The 14,373-nt window shown below is 41.3% G+C and carries 11 protein-coding genes; 8 read left to right on the forward strand and 3 right to left on the reverse strand.

Going from position 1 to position 14,373, the window contains the following annotated elements; translation table 11 throughout:
- The first annotated feature begins 16 nt into the window (after nt 1-16).
- The 7 genes from efp (at nt 17) to B879_RS04795 (ending at nt 9,396) form a co-directional block, all read left to right on the forward strand.
- Nucleotides 17-580 (forward strand): elongation factor P, encoded by a 564-nt coding sequence (efp, locus tag B879_RS04765; protein WP_009184015.1) that lies wholly within the window; start codon nt 17-19, stop codon nt 578-580.
- A 102-nt stretch (nt 581-682) separates the two neighbouring features.
- Nucleotides 683-1,156, forward strand: a complete 474-nt coding sequence (accB, locus tag B879_RS04770; protein ID WP_009184016.1) for an acetyl-CoA carboxylase biotin carboxyl carrier protein — start codon at nt 683-685, stop codon at nt 1,154-1,156.
- Between the two features lie 26 nt (nt 1,157-1,182).
- Nucleotides 1,183-2,529, forward strand: coding sequence for an acetyl-CoA carboxylase biotin carboxylase subunit (gene accC, locus B879_RS04775; protein ID WP_009184017.1), 1,347 nt, complete (start codon nt 1,183-1,185; stop codon nt 2,527-2,529).
- Nucleotides 2,530-2,738: 209 nt separating this feature from the next.
- Entirely contained in the window at nt 2,739-5,048 is a 2,310-nt protein-coding gene (locus tag B879_RS04780; RefSeq protein WP_009184018.1) for a PSD1 and planctomycete cytochrome C domain-containing protein, read from the forward strand.
- A 7-nt stretch (nt 5,049-5,055) separates the two neighbouring features.
- Nucleotides 5,056-6,507, forward strand: coding sequence for a DUF1501 domain-containing protein (locus B879_RS04785; protein WP_009184019.1), 1,452 nt, complete (start codon nt 5,056-5,058; stop codon nt 6,505-6,507).
- Nucleotides 6,508-6,518: 11 nt separating this feature from the next.
- Complete coding sequence (locus B879_RS04790; RefSeq protein WP_009184020.1) at nt 6,519-8,660, forward strand: c-type cytochrome domain-containing protein; 2,142 nt, start codon at nt 6,519-6,521, stop codon at nt 8,658-8,660.
- A 1-nt stretch (nt 8,661) separates the two neighbouring features.
- A complete protein-coding gene (locus B879_RS04795) occupies nt 8,662-9,396 on the forward strand; it encodes an SIS domain-containing protein (protein ID WP_009184021.1) in 735 nt (244 codons plus the stop codon).
- A 1-nt stretch (nt 9,397) separates the two neighbouring features.
- On the opposite strand, the gene B879_RS04800 is transcribed toward B879_RS04795, so the two are convergent.
- Together B879_RS04800 and B879_RS04805 are read right to left on the reverse strand one after the other, a co-directional pair.
- Nucleotides 9,398-10,144, reverse strand: coding sequence for a hypothetical protein (locus B879_RS04800; RefSeq protein ID WP_009184022.1), 747 nt, complete (start codon nt 10,142-10,144; stop codon nt 9,398-9,400).
- A gap of 102 nt (nt 10,145-10,246) precedes the next feature.
- Entirely contained in the window at nt 10,247-11,029 is a 783-nt protein-coding gene (locus B879_RS04805) for an SDR family NAD(P)-dependent oxidoreductase (RefSeq protein WP_009184023.1), read from the reverse strand.
- A gap of 162 nt (nt 11,030-11,191) precedes the next feature.
- On the opposite strand from B879_RS04805, the gene B879_RS21730 reads away from it, so the two are divergent.
- Nucleotides 11,192-12,184, forward strand: coding sequence for an SDR family oxidoreductase (locus B879_RS21730; RefSeq protein ID WP_009184024.1), 993 nt, complete (start codon nt 11,192-11,194; stop codon nt 12,182-12,184).
- 1 nt (nt 12,185) lies between these two features.
- Here the strand turns inward: B879_RS21730 and B879_RS04815 are convergent, their stop codons facing one another.
- On the reverse strand, nt 12,186-14,273 hold the full coding sequence (locus B879_RS04815) for a S9 family peptidase (RefSeq protein ID WP_157231532.1): 2,088 nt from the start codon (nt 14,271-14,273) through the stop codon (nt 12,186-12,188).
- Between the last annotated feature and the right edge of the window lie 100 nt (nt 14,274-14,373).

Genomic DNA, 14,373 nt, shown 5'->3' on the forward strand with positions numbered 1-14,373 from the left:
AATAATTCAGATTAATATGGCAACAACTGCAGATTTCAAAAATGGATTGTGTCTTGAAATGAACAATGACATTTTCTCCATAGTGGACTTCCAGCACGTCAAACCGGGTAAAGGCGCTGCTTTTGTCAGAACAAAGCTAAAAAGCCTTACTTCAGGGAAAGTATTGGATAAAACCTTCAATGCTGGTGAAAAAGTAACAACTGCAAGGGTGGAAAAGCGACCTCATCAGTTTCTCTATACCGATGATCTTGGATATCACTTCATGGATACCGAAACCTTCGAGCAAATGCCCATACAGGAAAAATTGATTGAAAGGTCAAACTTGATGAAAGAAGGACAAATGGTGGATATTTTAGTGCATGCCGAAACTGAAACACCCTTATCCGTGGAGCTTCCTCCATTTGTAGAACTTATGATTACTTACACAGAACCAGGTATTAAAGGTGATACCGCAACCAACGCCCTAAAACCTGCGACTGTTGAAACCGGTGCAACAATAATGGTACCGCTCTTTGTAGAGCAAGATACCATGATCAAAGTAGATACCAGAGATGGCTCTTACTCTGAAAGGGTAAAATAATTTTAAATTACTGTGTGATTTATGTAAATTACATAATTCAACATCATAATTGCCCAAATAAACCCAAATATTCAGCTTGGATATTTACAAACTACACTATACATGAAAGCAAAAGAAATTCAGGAACTTATAGATTTCATTTCCAATTCTGGTCTGGCTGAAGTAAAGATCGAAACAGAGGAATTTAAACTTTCAATCAAAAAATATTCTGAAGCTCCTGCAGTAAAAGTTGAAACTGTAACAGCTCCCGTACCTGCTCAAGTTGCTTCTGCCCCTGCTCCAAGTCCAAGTGCAGCACCAGCTTCCGCACCAGTAACAGAAGACACTTCAAAATATGTGGAAATCAAATCACCTATGATTGGTACATTCTACAGAACACCAAACCCTGACTCAGATCCTTTTGTGAGCGTAGGAGACAAGGTATCTGCGGGTCAGACGGTTTGTATCATTGAAGCCATGAAGCTTTTCAATGAAATTGAGTCTGAAGTTTCTGGGAAAATTGTCAAAGTCCTGGTTGATAATGCTACCCCTGTAGAATATGATCAACCATTATTCTTGGTGGACCCTGCAGGATAATTTTTGTTTAACAAACCTAAGTAACCGTGTTTAAAAAAATACTTATTGCCAACCGTGGAGAAATAGCCCTTCGTGTGATCCGGACCTGTAAGGAAATGGGGATCAGTACGGTTGCGGTGTATTCTACTGCGGACAAGGATAGTTTGCATGTACGCTTTGCTGACGAAGCAGTCTGTATCGGGGCTGCACCAAGTCGTGAATCTTACTTAAATATCCCAAGGATTATTGCTGCTGCTGAAATTACCAATGCAGATGCCATACATCCAGGCTATGGCTTTTTATCGGAGAATGCAGAGTTTTCCAGAATTTGTGAGGAATATGGCATCAAATTCATCGGTGCGAGCCCGGAAATGATCAATAAAATGGGTGATAAAGCCACTGCCAAAGCCACCATGAAACAAGCAGGTGTACCCACTATTCCGGGATCAGAAGGTTTATTGGACAGCATGGAGGAAGGCATCGAATTGGCCAATGAAATGGGTTATCCAGTAATCCTTAAAGCTACTGCCGGTGGTGGTGGCAGGGGTATGCGTATCGTTAGGGAAGAAAGCGAATTCAAAAAGGCATGGAATGATGCCAGACAAGAATCCAGTGCAGCCTTTGGTAATGACGGCCTGTATCTGGAAAAGTTTGTCGAAGAACCAAGACATATAGAAATTCAGATTGTAGGAGATAGCAGCGGTAGGGCTTGCCACCTTTCAGAAAGAGACTGTTCCATTCAAAGAAGGCACCAAAAATTGGTTGAAGAAACCCCTTCTCCGTTTATGACCGATGAATTGAGGGAAGCTATGGGCAAAGCTGCTATCAAAGGCGCTGAGGCAATCGGCTATGAGGGAGCAGGTACAATAGAGTTTTTGGTCGATAAAGACAGGAATTTCTACTTCATGGAGATGAATACCAGAATTCAGGTGGAACACCCCATCACGGAAGAAGTGACGGATTTTGACCTGATCAAAGAGCAGATCAAAGTAGCAGCAGGAGAAAAAATTACTGGTAAAAATTATTATCCCAAGCTCTTTGCCATGGAATGCCGGATCAATGCTGAAGATCCCACCAATAACTTCAGACCAAGTCCAGGTAAAATCCATAACCTGCACATGCCAGGAGGTAGAGGTGTCAGGGTGGATAGCCATGTATACGCAGGTTATGTCATTCCACCAAACTATGACTCTATGATCGCCAAATTAATTGTAAGCGGTCAGTCAAGAGAGGAAGTCATTGTAAGAATGAAAAGAGCGCTGGAAGAATTTGTGATTGATGGTATCAAGACTACCATCCCTTTCCACATCGCCTTGTTAGACAATGAAGATTTCAAGGCCGGAAACTTCACGACGAAGTTTCTTGAATCTTTTGACTTCAGCATCATCAAATAGATTAAAAATCCGGTGAAAAGCCGGATTTTTTTATCCTTACGCAATTAATGACAACTTTTTAAACCTGAAATATGCATTAGGGTTAAAGATTCGCCATCTAGCAAATGTTAGGCGAATTGATCTTTGTAGTTTTTAATTTTTTTAAATAAGTATTGATCAATACCCTATTTTTTACGTAATTACATACGAAGAACCCCTTTTGATAAAAAATGAAACCAAACCCTATCCTTCTCGCATTCATTGTATTAGTATTATTCGCTTGCGGAAAAAGGGCTGAACAGGGTATTAATTTGCAAGAAGATGGGGAACTGGTAAGTTACAATTACCACATACGTCCTATCCTCTCAGACAATTGTTTTGCCTGTCATGGACCTGATGCCAATAAACAGGAAGCCGGTTTAAGGTTGGATGTAGCTGAAAATGCCTATGCGGCTTTAAAGGATTACCCAGATAAGTTTGGAATCGTACCCAATAATTTTACCGAATCAGAAGTTTTCCATAGGATAACTTCCTCTGACCCCAATGAATTGATGCCTCCCCCGAGTTCCAATCTTAAATTAACAGAGGAAGAAATCTACTTGATCAAAAAATGGATAGAGCAAGGCGCTAAATATGAGCCCCACTGGGCATTTGAACCTCCAAAAAAATCAAATCTCCCTAAGGTAAAAAACCAAAAATGGGCCAATAATGAAATCGATCATTTTGTTTTGGCAAAAATGGAAAGTAAAAGTCTGAGCCCTAATCCAGAGGCGGATAAAAGCACTTTACTGAAAAGACTTTCATTGGACATCACAGGGCTTCCGCCAAGCCTTGAATTGCAAAATAAATTTGAGAATGATAAGCGGTCCAATGCTTACGAAGAAATGGTGGATCATTTATTATCCGAAAAAACCTACGGTGAAAAAATGGCTGTGCTTTGGATGGATATCTCCAGGTATGCCGATTCCTATGGCTACCAAGATGACAACATCAGAACCCAGTGGCCCTACAGAGATTGGGTAATTCATGCTTTCAATAATAACATGCCCTATGACCAGTTCATCACTTGGCAATTAGCTGGAGATATGCTGCCAAATGCCAATAAAGAGCAGATTTTGGCTACTGCTTTCAACAGAAACCATAAATACACCGAAGAAGGTGGGGTAATAGATGAAGAATACCGGGTAGAATATGTCCTTGACAAGACCAATACATTCAGCAAAGGAATTCTGGGACTGACCATGGAGTGTGCACAATGCCATGACCACAAATATGATCCCATCTCCCAGAAAAATTATTTTGAAATGTATGCCTTTTTCAATAATACACCAGAAAAAGGGTACGAGGGCGATGTGTCCCAATCCAAGCCTGCCAAAACGCCCATTTTGTGGATTGAAAGAGATGATATTGACCAATTATTGACTTTTATCAACCATCAAGACAGCTCCAAGATTATGGTCTCTGTGATGGAAGAATTAAAAGAGCCTAGGTCAACCTTTATCTTAGACAGAGGATTATATGATGCTCCGACCGTTAAAGTTGGCCCTAATACCCCGGAATCCGTCTTCACTTTTGATTCCAAATTCCCTCAAAACAGAATGGGTTTGGCCCAATGGACCACAGATACCAAAAACCCTTTGACAGCCCGGGTTTTTGTTAACCTCGTTTGGCAGGAGATTTTTGGTGCGGGGATTGTTAAGTCTACAGGAGACTTCGGCATGCAAGGAGATCTTCCCTCCCACCCTGAATTATTGGATTGGTTGGCCGTTGATTTCATGGAAAGTGGATGGGATATCAAAAGGCTTTTGAAACAGATTTTCATGTCTGCTACTTACAGACAATCATCTGTATTGGACTCTAAAAAAATTGAAAAGGACCCTGACAACACCTACCTCTCCAGAGCTCCAAGACTCAGACTGCCCGCAGAAAACATCAGAGACTTGGTTCTGGCAAGCTCAGGCCTTTTGAATCCTGAAATGGGTGGTCCTAGCGTAAAACCTTACCAACCGGAAGGGCTTTGGGAAGCTGCCACCTCGGGCCGGGGCGAATTAAAAACCTACATTCAAGATACGGGAGACCAATTGTACAGGAGGGGCTTGTATACCTTTATCAAATTGACTGTTCCGCCACCCATGCCGATCATTTTTGATGGAAGTAACCGGGACCTATGTGAGGTAAATAGAGGAAGAACCAACACCCCACTACAGGCATTGGTGATGCTGAATGACCCTTTGGTTTTGGAGGCTTCCAGGTATTTGGCCAGCAACTTGCTGAATACCCATGCCAACCCTAATAACGCCATAGAAGCAGCATTCGTAAAGATTATGGGGAGAAAACCCAATCAAAAAGAAATCCAGATTCTTAAAAGTTATTACCAAGAGGAACATGATCTATTTAAAAAAGATATGGAGACTGGTATTACCTTGATCAACCAAGGGGAAAAACCACTGGATAAAGAAAATATCAGCCCTTCCTTAGTGGCGCTTAGCCAGGTTATCACAGCGATTTACAATTTGGAAGAAGCAATCACAAAGATTTAAAAGGATTATGGAAAAAGAACAACTTGAACATAGCTTAGGGCACAACAGGAGGAAATTTCTGAGTAAGGTCAGTCTCGGTATTGGAAGTTTGGCATTGGGTAGCCTTCTTATTCCTGACCTCTTCAAAAGGGGCGGTGGAGAAGATGCAATCATGGCAGCGCTCCCCCATTTTGCCCCAAAAGCAAAAAGGGTCATATACCTGTTTCAAAATGGCGCACCTTCCCAATTTGAATCTTTTGATTATAAGCCCATGCTGAATCAGCACATCGGCAAAGAGCTTCCTGAGTCCATTCGCATGGGTCAAAGGCTTACCGGGATGACAGCAGGTCAGAGCTCATTTCCATTAGTGGGCTCTTACTTTGGTTTCCAGCAATATGGGGAAGCAAGAGCATGGATATCTGATTTGTTCCCCCATACTGCCCGTATAGTGGATGATATCTGCATCGTCAAATCCATGTATACGGAAGCCATTAATCATGATCCGGCCTTGACCTTTTTTCAATCAGGAGCCCAAGTAGGAAACAGGCCCAGCATGGGTGCTTGGTTGAGTTATGGCCTGGGAAGTGAAAATAATAATCTTCCGGCCTTCTGTGTATTGTTAAGCAGGGGAAGAGGGAATGGACAAGGGGTTTATTCGAAGCTTTGGACCAATGGATTTTTGGATTCAGTGCATCAGGGGGTTCAATTTTCGGCAAGTGAGGATCCTGTACTCTATCTGAAAGACCCCAAAGGGATGAGAAGGGAGGATAGAAGAAGAATGCTGGATAAAATATCCGAATTAAACCACCTCAATTATCAAGCTTTCGGAGACCCGGAAATCACCGCCAAAATACAACAATATGAAATGGCATTCCGAATGCAGACAGCCGTTCCGGAGGTGACTGATATTTCCAAGGAACCGGATAGTATTATCAAAATGTATGGGCCTGACTGTCTAATTCCCGGCACCTATGCTGCCAATTGTCTTTTGGCTAGGAAACTTTCCGAAAGTGGCGTCCGCTTTGTTCAGTTGTACCATCAAGGTTGGGACCAACATGACAACCTCCCCACAGAAATGGCCAAACAGGCCAAAGATGTTGATCAAGCCTCTGCTGCTTTGATCCAGGACCTAAAACAAAGGGGGCTTCTGGATGAAACTTTAGTAATCTGGGGAGGTGAGTTTGGGAGAACCAATTATTGCCAGGGTAAGATCCAAGTGGATAATTATGGTAGAGACCATCACCCAAGATCATTTTCCATTTGGATGGCCGGTGGGGGTGTCAAACCGGGAATAGTTTATGGTGAAACGGATGAGTTCGGGTACAATATCGTGGAAAATCCAGTTCATGTTCATGATTTTCATGCCACTATCTTACATCTAATGGGAATTGACCATGAAAGATTGACTTACAAACACTTGGGAAGAAGATTCAGACTTACAGATGTCCATGGTCATGTAGTAAAGGATATCTTGGTTTAAAGTTTCTATATATGACTAAAAGTTTTAAGTTCACTTCAATTTTACAAAATTTATTGATCATCCTCCATGGCCTTTGTTTGGTATTGGTTTTGGGGCATGAGAGACTTGAAATACCAGCACTCTTGGAGTTTATTGGCAGGACCCACCCGCTAATCCTTCATTTTCCAATAGTTTTACTCCTTTTACTTACGCTTATATTTTGGAATCCCAAACTTTCTCTTCTGGACAACCCTCAGTTTTCTAAAAGCCTCTTCTTGGTAACATTGGTGTTGACAGGAATGACTGTTTTGGCAGGCTTGTTACTTGCCGCTGAGGAAGGTTACGTAAAGGAAGAGTTTTTTCTCCACCAATGGACAGGTGTAGGTCTGTTTTGGTTGGCTACCCTTTGGTTTGTTTTTTGGAAAAAGCAAAAGTTCTCTATTGCCAGGTTTTTTTCAACTCTTACAGTTATTCTGATCATAATAACAGGTCATTTGGGCGCATCTATGACCCATGGAGATGATTTCTTATTGGCCCCCTTTAAAAAAGAAAGCCGGTTGAAAAAGGTGGATCTGGAAGAGGCTGTTTCTTTCGATCATGTCATAAAACCAATTTTAGAACAAAAATGTATCTCCTGTCACAAAGCCTCTAAGCAAAAAGGGGATCTGAGATTGGATGGGGAATCTTTTATATTGACTGGAGGGAAAAATGGGCCTTCCATAGATTTTACTAATCCGGAATTGTCGACTATCATCCAAAGAATCCTTCTTCCCATCGATGATGAAGAACATATGCCTCCCAAAGGGAAAACTCAACTCACTTCTGAAGAAAATGAATTGATCATCGCTTGGATCAATGAATCTGCTCATTTTGACAAGAAATTGGTGAATTATCCGGAGGACAGTGAATTTTTCCACTTGGCAAAAAATATTTTTGTGGAAGACCGAATGTCGAATTACCAGTTTCCTGCTGCCGCTGCATCTACCATAGGAAAGTTGAACAACGATTACAGATTGATTCAGGCAATTTACCCTAGTAGCCCAGCGCTTAGGGTTGCATTTTTTGGAAGAGGGAATTTCAATCCGAAACAAATAGATGAATTGTCAGATATCAAAGGACAGTTGGTTGACCTTAATCTGGCCAATATGCCATTAAATGATGAGGATGTCAGAAAGCTTTCCCAATTTTCCCAACTTGAGAAAATTAATTTGAACGGAACAGGTATCTCAGGTACTTACCTGGATGAGTTAAAGTCTCTGAAACAGCTAAAATCACTTTCTTTGACCGGCAATCCCATTGATGCCAAAAACCTTGAAAAATTAGGACAATTGACCCAATTGGAACAGCTCTTTATTTGGGAAACAAGATTAGATCCGGAATCTATCTCCACATTAAAGACCATGTTACCAGAAACCATAATTGAAACTGGTTTTGAAGATAAAGGACAACTTTATCAACTTAACCCTCCTATCATTCAAGCTAAATCAGGGATTTTTCATGATAAAATCGATGTCAGCATCAAGCATCCCATAGGAAGCGTCAGTATTTTCTATACCCTTGACAATACCCTTCCAGACAGTGGGAATTATGTCCTTTACGAAAAGCCTATCACCATTGATAAAAATGCAACCCTGAGGGTCAGGGCCTTTGCTGCCGGTTGGTTGGGCAGTGAAGAAAACAGATCGGTTTTTTTTAAAGCTGGTGTTAAACCAAGCGCATATCATCTTACCTTTCCCCCTGACAATGCTTATAAAGGAAAAGGTGCAGAAACCCTCTTTGACCTCCAAAAAGGCGATGAAGATTTTGCTTCCGGAAAATGGCTTGGATTTAAAGATAATGACTGTGAAATCATCATGGAATTTAATGAAGCAGCCCCATTGGAGTCCATCTCATTGAGTTTTTTAAGTGCAGAGGCCTCCTATATTTTCCCTCCCGCTTCAGTTGAAATCTGGGGAAAAACTCAAGAATCCAACTGGATACTGCTACATGCTGAAAAACCTGAACAGCCCAATCAAATCAGGGAAAGGAAACAGCTTTTATTAGATTATGCCTTGGATGGGACACCATACCATCAACTTAAAGCGATTATAAAACCCATTAACCCATTGCCCAAATGGCACCAAGGTGCAGGACAAAGGGGATGGATGTTTATCGATGAAGTTTTTATCAACTGAAATGAAAGCCTATCAAATCTATTTTCAAAAGATCCTAAATAAATTACAACTGGTACAGGGTCAATCTTCAAAAATTGAGACAGCTGCCCATTGGATTTCACAGAGTATGGCCAATGGAGGTTTTATCTTTACCAGTGGAACAGGACATTCCCACATGTTTGCCGAAGAAATCTTTTATCGGGCAGGAGGTTTCGCCCGGGTAGTCCCTATTCTGGATGATGGGCTGATGCTTCATAAAGATGCTTCCTACAGCACTGAATTGGAAAGAATGGAAGGGTATGCTGCCCAATTATTGAAAGACTATAAGATCACTGAGCAGGATATTTTTATGATTTCTTCTAATTCCGGAAGAAATACCGTGAGTATAGAAATGGCGATGATTGCAAAAGAACATGGGGCAAAAGTCATTGTGATTACCAACCTTAATCATACCCAATCAGTAGATTCCAGACATCCTTCCGGAAAAAAACTGTATGAAATAGCAGATCTTTATTTTGATAATGGTGGGGAAATTGGGGATGCATCGGTTGAAATAGATGGACTTGAATTCAAGGTAGGTGCTACCTCCACAGTAATCGGAGTAACTATCCTTCAATCCATCATGGTTCAGGCCACAGAAAATCTGGTACAAAGCGGTATCCAACCGGAGGTTTTCAGCAGTTCAAACTCTGATGAGGGGGAGGAACATAATGAGTCACTGATCAATAAATATAAAGGGGTGATCAAGGGTTTATAATCTATTTTAATCCCCAAATTATCCCAACTGAGGCGAAGTTGAATAAAGCAAAGTTATAAACTTCGGAAACATCAGCACCTCCTTCCAAAATCCTGTAGCCTGCTTTTAAATCGAAATAATTGGATAGGGGAATATATAGACCTCCAAAAAAATCAAATGCCCTGCCTGGACCTCCAGCAAGTCCATCTCCTTCAATAACTCCCCGAAAAGGACCCGCATCATAGCTTACAAAAAGATGCAAAAGTGGAACAAAACCAATATCGTCTTTAAAATCTATTTGAGAATCATTGGATAACCTTACTTGGGCATCCCTGATTTTTGCTGTAAAACCTACACCCAGTATCCACTTTTCATCCTGAATTAAATCGCGTCTATAAGTCAAGCGGTAACTGTTGAATTTATAAAATCCTTCTATTTCCCTATTGGCTTCAAATTGACTGTTTTGAAAATTAATAGGAAATCCAGGACTACCTACATAGGAGGCACTCAAAGGTGCATAAAGAGCAAAAATATGATTCTTCCCAAAAGTATACCCTGGTCTGATCCTCAATGGAATCAAAGCCCCTTGAATTTCAAAATCCTGATTGAAATCAAAAGTGGTGCCCTGTTGGTTGGGAATTCTTACCTCATTATATCCTGGGAATACCAAGCCAGATTCAAGGTCTAAACTAAATTGCGCGAAGAGTGGAAAAGAGGAAAAAGCTAATACCGTAAATATGAAGTTAAATTTTGTAATCAAGATACGCATATCAGTAAAACAACAGCATTACCATTTTGTTTAGAAATTCATCTCATCTCATCTTCTTTTGGCTCTAATTCAATACGGTATGCAATCAAACCAAATGGATCATTAACCCATTTTGCCAAACATCCACCTTGCCAAATTGGGAAAGTGCTGCCCTATAAAGGCAATGAACTTACCATGACCCGTAAAAACATAGGATTTTTTTCTTTTGGCAATAGCCCTAACCATTACCTCGGCCGCTTTGTCTGTTGGCCACATCAATTTGGCAGGTCTCGGATCTGGGTTATCAGGATGAAACACCCCTTCATTGTCTACTTTCGCGATATCTGATTCCACAAAGCCCGGGTGAAGTACCGTGCAGGAAACTCCCGTTCCTTTTAACTCCACCTGTAAGGTTTGTCCTATGGATCGTACTGCTGCTTTTGAGGCCCCATAGGCACCTACACCGGGATTGGGGACATAAGCCGCTACGCTGCCGACCAAAGCTATCCTTCCTTGGGTTTCCTTCAGATAAGGAAAGGCATATTTAAAAGTCAAAGCCAAACCTGTGACATTAACATCCATCTGCCTTCGCCATTCTTTGGCGTTGAGGTTTTTTATTTTTCCTACTACACCATACCCAGCATTGGCCACTGCTACGTCTATCCTTCCAAATTCTTTGACTATGGCTTGGACAGCTGCTTCAAGTTGGCTTTCCTCCAACACATCGCAAGCTACTACCAGACATCTTGATCCAAGACCTGCAATTTCATCACTGATTTTCTCCAATTGGCCCCTTCTCCTTGCGGACAATGCCAGATGGGCTCCCTGCCTGGCAAATTCATAGGCCATATACTTCCCCAACCCTGAAGAAGCTCCTGTAATCCATACCACTTTATCTTTGAACATGTCACAAATTACACAATTATCCGAGTGAGAGAAAATATTTTGTCCCCACCAATAAAGATGTTGAGACCAGAAAAATACTTTTAATGATAATACGTCAAAAAAAATATTTAAAATACTTATATTCAGTAAGTTATTAAACCCTTAAACTTAAACTTTTAACAGATGAACATTTTAATCGTCGGTGCAACCGGGCAGCTCGGGTACACCATTACCAAAAAATTGGCCGCAAAAAAGGGAGGTTTTGGAATATTTGCCAGTCATAGAAAAACTTCTCAAACAGCTCCCTTAAAAAAATTGGAAGGTGTTGGACTAAGGGAAATTGATCTTAGCCAGCCTGAAACCATCAAACAAGGTCTAAAAGACATCAATATTGTAATCTCTACAGCTAATACCGCGGTACCGACCCAAAAATCCGATAATTTTAAAACCATTGATGAAAAAGGGGTAATTGCTTTAATCGATGAAGCCAAAAAGCAACAAATTCAACAGTTCATTTTTGTTTCAGCTTTGCCTTTTAACAAATGGGATGATAAGATCCCTCTTACCAAAGCAAAAAGAGCTGTAGAAAAACACTTGATAAATTCAGGATTGAATTATACAATTTTACAGCCCACTGCATTTATGGAAGTGTATTTCCCTTATATGGGCACCGAACTTACCATGAACCACTCCGAAGTCAATACCATTCAGCGTCCATTTAAATTCGCCAATGACTTCTATAATGGCATCCGGAAATCCATGGAAGAAAAAAACACCATAAATATCATTGGAAAAGGGGATGCTAAATGCAGCTACATCTCCTTGGAAAATGTAGCTGACTTTTGCATCAATGCCGTAGACAATACAAAAGCTTATCGCAAAGTGATCACTTTAGGCGGCCCAGATGTACTCTCTCCGATAGAGGTAAAAGGATTATTTGAAAAGGTTTACCAAAAACCATTGAAAGTAAAATCCACTCCTCCCTTTGTGATGCGCATGATGTCGGGCATCCTTTCTCCTTTTAATAAAGCTGCCTCAAATATCATGGCCATGAATTATGTGATGGCCACTTCTGATGCTATCGTTCCTGACATGGACAAAAAATCTGCTGAATTCGGGGTGGACCTCATTTCAGCAGAAAAGTTTTTGATGGAAAAAGCCCATCAAACCCATTAGGCTATTCATTCATCCCAAGGATATCAAAAACAAAAGCATATTCCAAAGCTATTTCTTTCAATCTTTGGAAACGACCACTGGCTCCGCCATGCCCAGCATCCAGATTCGTATAAAGATAGAGCCTATTGGCATCAGTTTTTTTGGTTCTTAGCAAAGCCACCCATTTCGCCGGCTCCCAATATTGTACCTGGGAATCATGAAGACCTGTGGTCACCAGTAAATTGGGATAGTCCTTTTCTTCCACATTGTCATAAGGAGAGTAGGACAGCATGTATTCGTATTGCTCCTGCATGTTTGGATTGCCCCATTCCAACCATTCAAAGGTGGTCAAGGGAATGGATTCATCCATCATGGTGGTCACTACATCTACAAAAGGCACTGCGGCAATCACACCTCTGTACAATTCTGGGGCCATGTTGACCACTGCTCCCATCAACAATCCCCCGGCACTTTCTCCAGAAGCAAACAGCTGATCTTTGGCCACGTATCCATTGTCCTGCAACCATTTGGAGCAATCAATAAAATCCGTAAAAGTATTCTTCTTGTTTAGCATCTTGCCATCCTCATACCATTCCCCTCCCATTTCCTGACCTCCACGGATATGGGCAATGGCATAAACAAAGCCTCTATCCAAAAGACTTAACCTGGTAGAACTGAATGTAGGATCCATAGAATATCCATAGGAGCCATAGGCATAAATCCATCCCGGCATGGTTCCATCCTTTTTGAATTTATCCTTTCGATAGACAATGGACATGGGAATACGCTTCCCATCCCGCGCAGGCACCATCACCCTTTCCGTTTGATAATTGTTCTTGTCAAAATCTCCTAAAACAGGCTGCTCTTTCATCAAGGTTTTCTCCCTGCTAACCATGTTATAATCATAAGTTGAACCGGGAGTAGTCATGGAAGTATAAGAATAACGGAGCGTTTGAGTATCAAAATTGGGATTGTACCCTAACCCGGCTGAGTAAGCTGGCTCCTCAAACCTCAATTCATGTTCGGAGCCATCACGCCATTTGACGATCCTGATTTTGGCCAAACCTTCGAAAGTTTCCTGGACGGCCATATAGTCTTTGAAATAATCGACCCCTTCCAAAAAGATGTTCTCCCTGTGCGGAATCACATCTTTCCAATTGACCGCATGGGGCTCGGAAATAGGTGCTTGAACCAAACGGTAGTTGACTGCATCCAAATTGGTGTGTATGTAAAAATGATCGCCTCCAGCGTGATCCACATGGTATTGAACATTGTCCTGTACTTTTTCAATCAACTGAGGTTTTCCCGGTTGATCTGCATCAATAAATAAGGCATAAGAAGCGTCTGTTCTGCCCGAACCAATGATGATATACTTTTTGGACTTGGTCTTGGTCACGTAACAATCCAAGGTGGCATCATTTTCCTCAAAAACAAGTTCATCTTGCTGGGTTGCTGCACCTAAAATATGCCTTTTTACCTGAAATACCCTTAGGGTTTGTTTGTCCGGAATGGAGTAATAAAATGACTTGTTATCATTCGTCCAAGCAATTCCTCCCCTCGTATCCTCTATTCGATCATCAAGCAGTTGACCTGTCCTCAGGTCTTTGACCATGATGCCGTAAAAATTTCTGCCCTGGGTATCCATGATAATGGCAGCAAGGTTATGATCCGGACTTACAGAAGTGTAAAAATTCAGATAAGGTTTGTCCTTCCCCAATTCATTGCCATCTACTATGATTTCTTCAGGCGCATCCAAACTTCCTCTTTTCCTGCAGTAAATAGGATATTCCCCTCCTTCCACGTAGCGCACATAGTAGAAATACCCATCTAATTGATAGGGAACCGAAGCGTCATCTTCCTTAATCCTGCTTTTCATCTCCTGAAACAGGTTATCCTGAAAAACCTTGGTATGCCCCATCATGGTATCCAAATAGGCATTTTCAGCTTCCAGATACGCAATCACTTCAGGATTTTCTCGATCATTTAACCAATAATAATTATCCACCCGAAGGTGCCCATGCTTAGACAGGATTTCAAAGGGCTCTACCTTGGCGACAGGTGGTTGCACATCGGGCAATATCACTTGAGATTCTTTTTTCGAACAAGACATAATGATCTGTGTGCAAATAAGAGTTAGTGTTAAATTTAGTTTTTTCATTGTTTATTCATCAGAAGCTTTCGCATAAACCTTATAAAACATTCCAGGTTTG

The organism is Cecembia lonarensis LW9 (assembly GCF_000298295.1).
Classification (GTDB): domain Bacteria; phylum Bacteroidota; class Bacteroidia; order Cytophagales; family Cyclobacteriaceae; genus Cecembia; species Cecembia lonarensis.

Coding starts and splice junctions, on each gene's coding strand:
- B879_RS04800 (WP_009184022.1), bottom strand. CDS start 10,144: ATGCGTATCTTGATTACAAAATTTAACTTCATATTTACGGTATTAGCT.
- B879_RS04780 (WP_009184018.1), top strand. CDS start 2,739: ATGAAACCAAACCCTATCCTTCTCGCATTCATTGTATTAGTATTATTC.
- B879_RS04815 (WP_157231532.1), bottom strand. CDS start 14,273: ATGTCTTGTTCGAAAAAAGAATCTCAAGTGATATTGCCCGATGTGCAA.
- B879_RS21730 (WP_009184024.1), top strand. CDS start 11,192: ATGAACATTTTAATCGTCGGTGCAACCGGGCAGCTCGGGTACACCATT.
- accB (WP_009184016.1), top strand. CDS start 683: ATGAAAGCAAAAGAAATTCAGGAACTTATAGATTTCATTTCCAATTCT.
- efp (WP_009184015.1), top strand. CDS start 17: ATGGCAACAACTGCAGATTTCAAAAATGGATTGTGTCTTGAAATGAAC.
- B879_RS04790 (WP_009184020.1), top strand. CDS start 6,519: ATGACTAAAAGTTTTAAGTTCACTTCAATTTTACAAAATTTATTGATC.
- B879_RS04795 (WP_009184021.1), top strand. CDS start 8,662: ATGAAAGCCTATCAAATCTATTTTCAAAAGATCCTAAATAAATTACAA.
- B879_RS04805 (WP_009184023.1), bottom strand. CDS start 11,029: ATGTTCAAAGATAAAGTGGTATGGATTACAGGAGCTTCTTCAGGGTTG.
- B879_RS04785 (WP_009184019.1), top strand. CDS start 5,056: ATGGAAAAAGAACAACTTGAACATAGCTTAGGGCACAACAGGAGGAAA.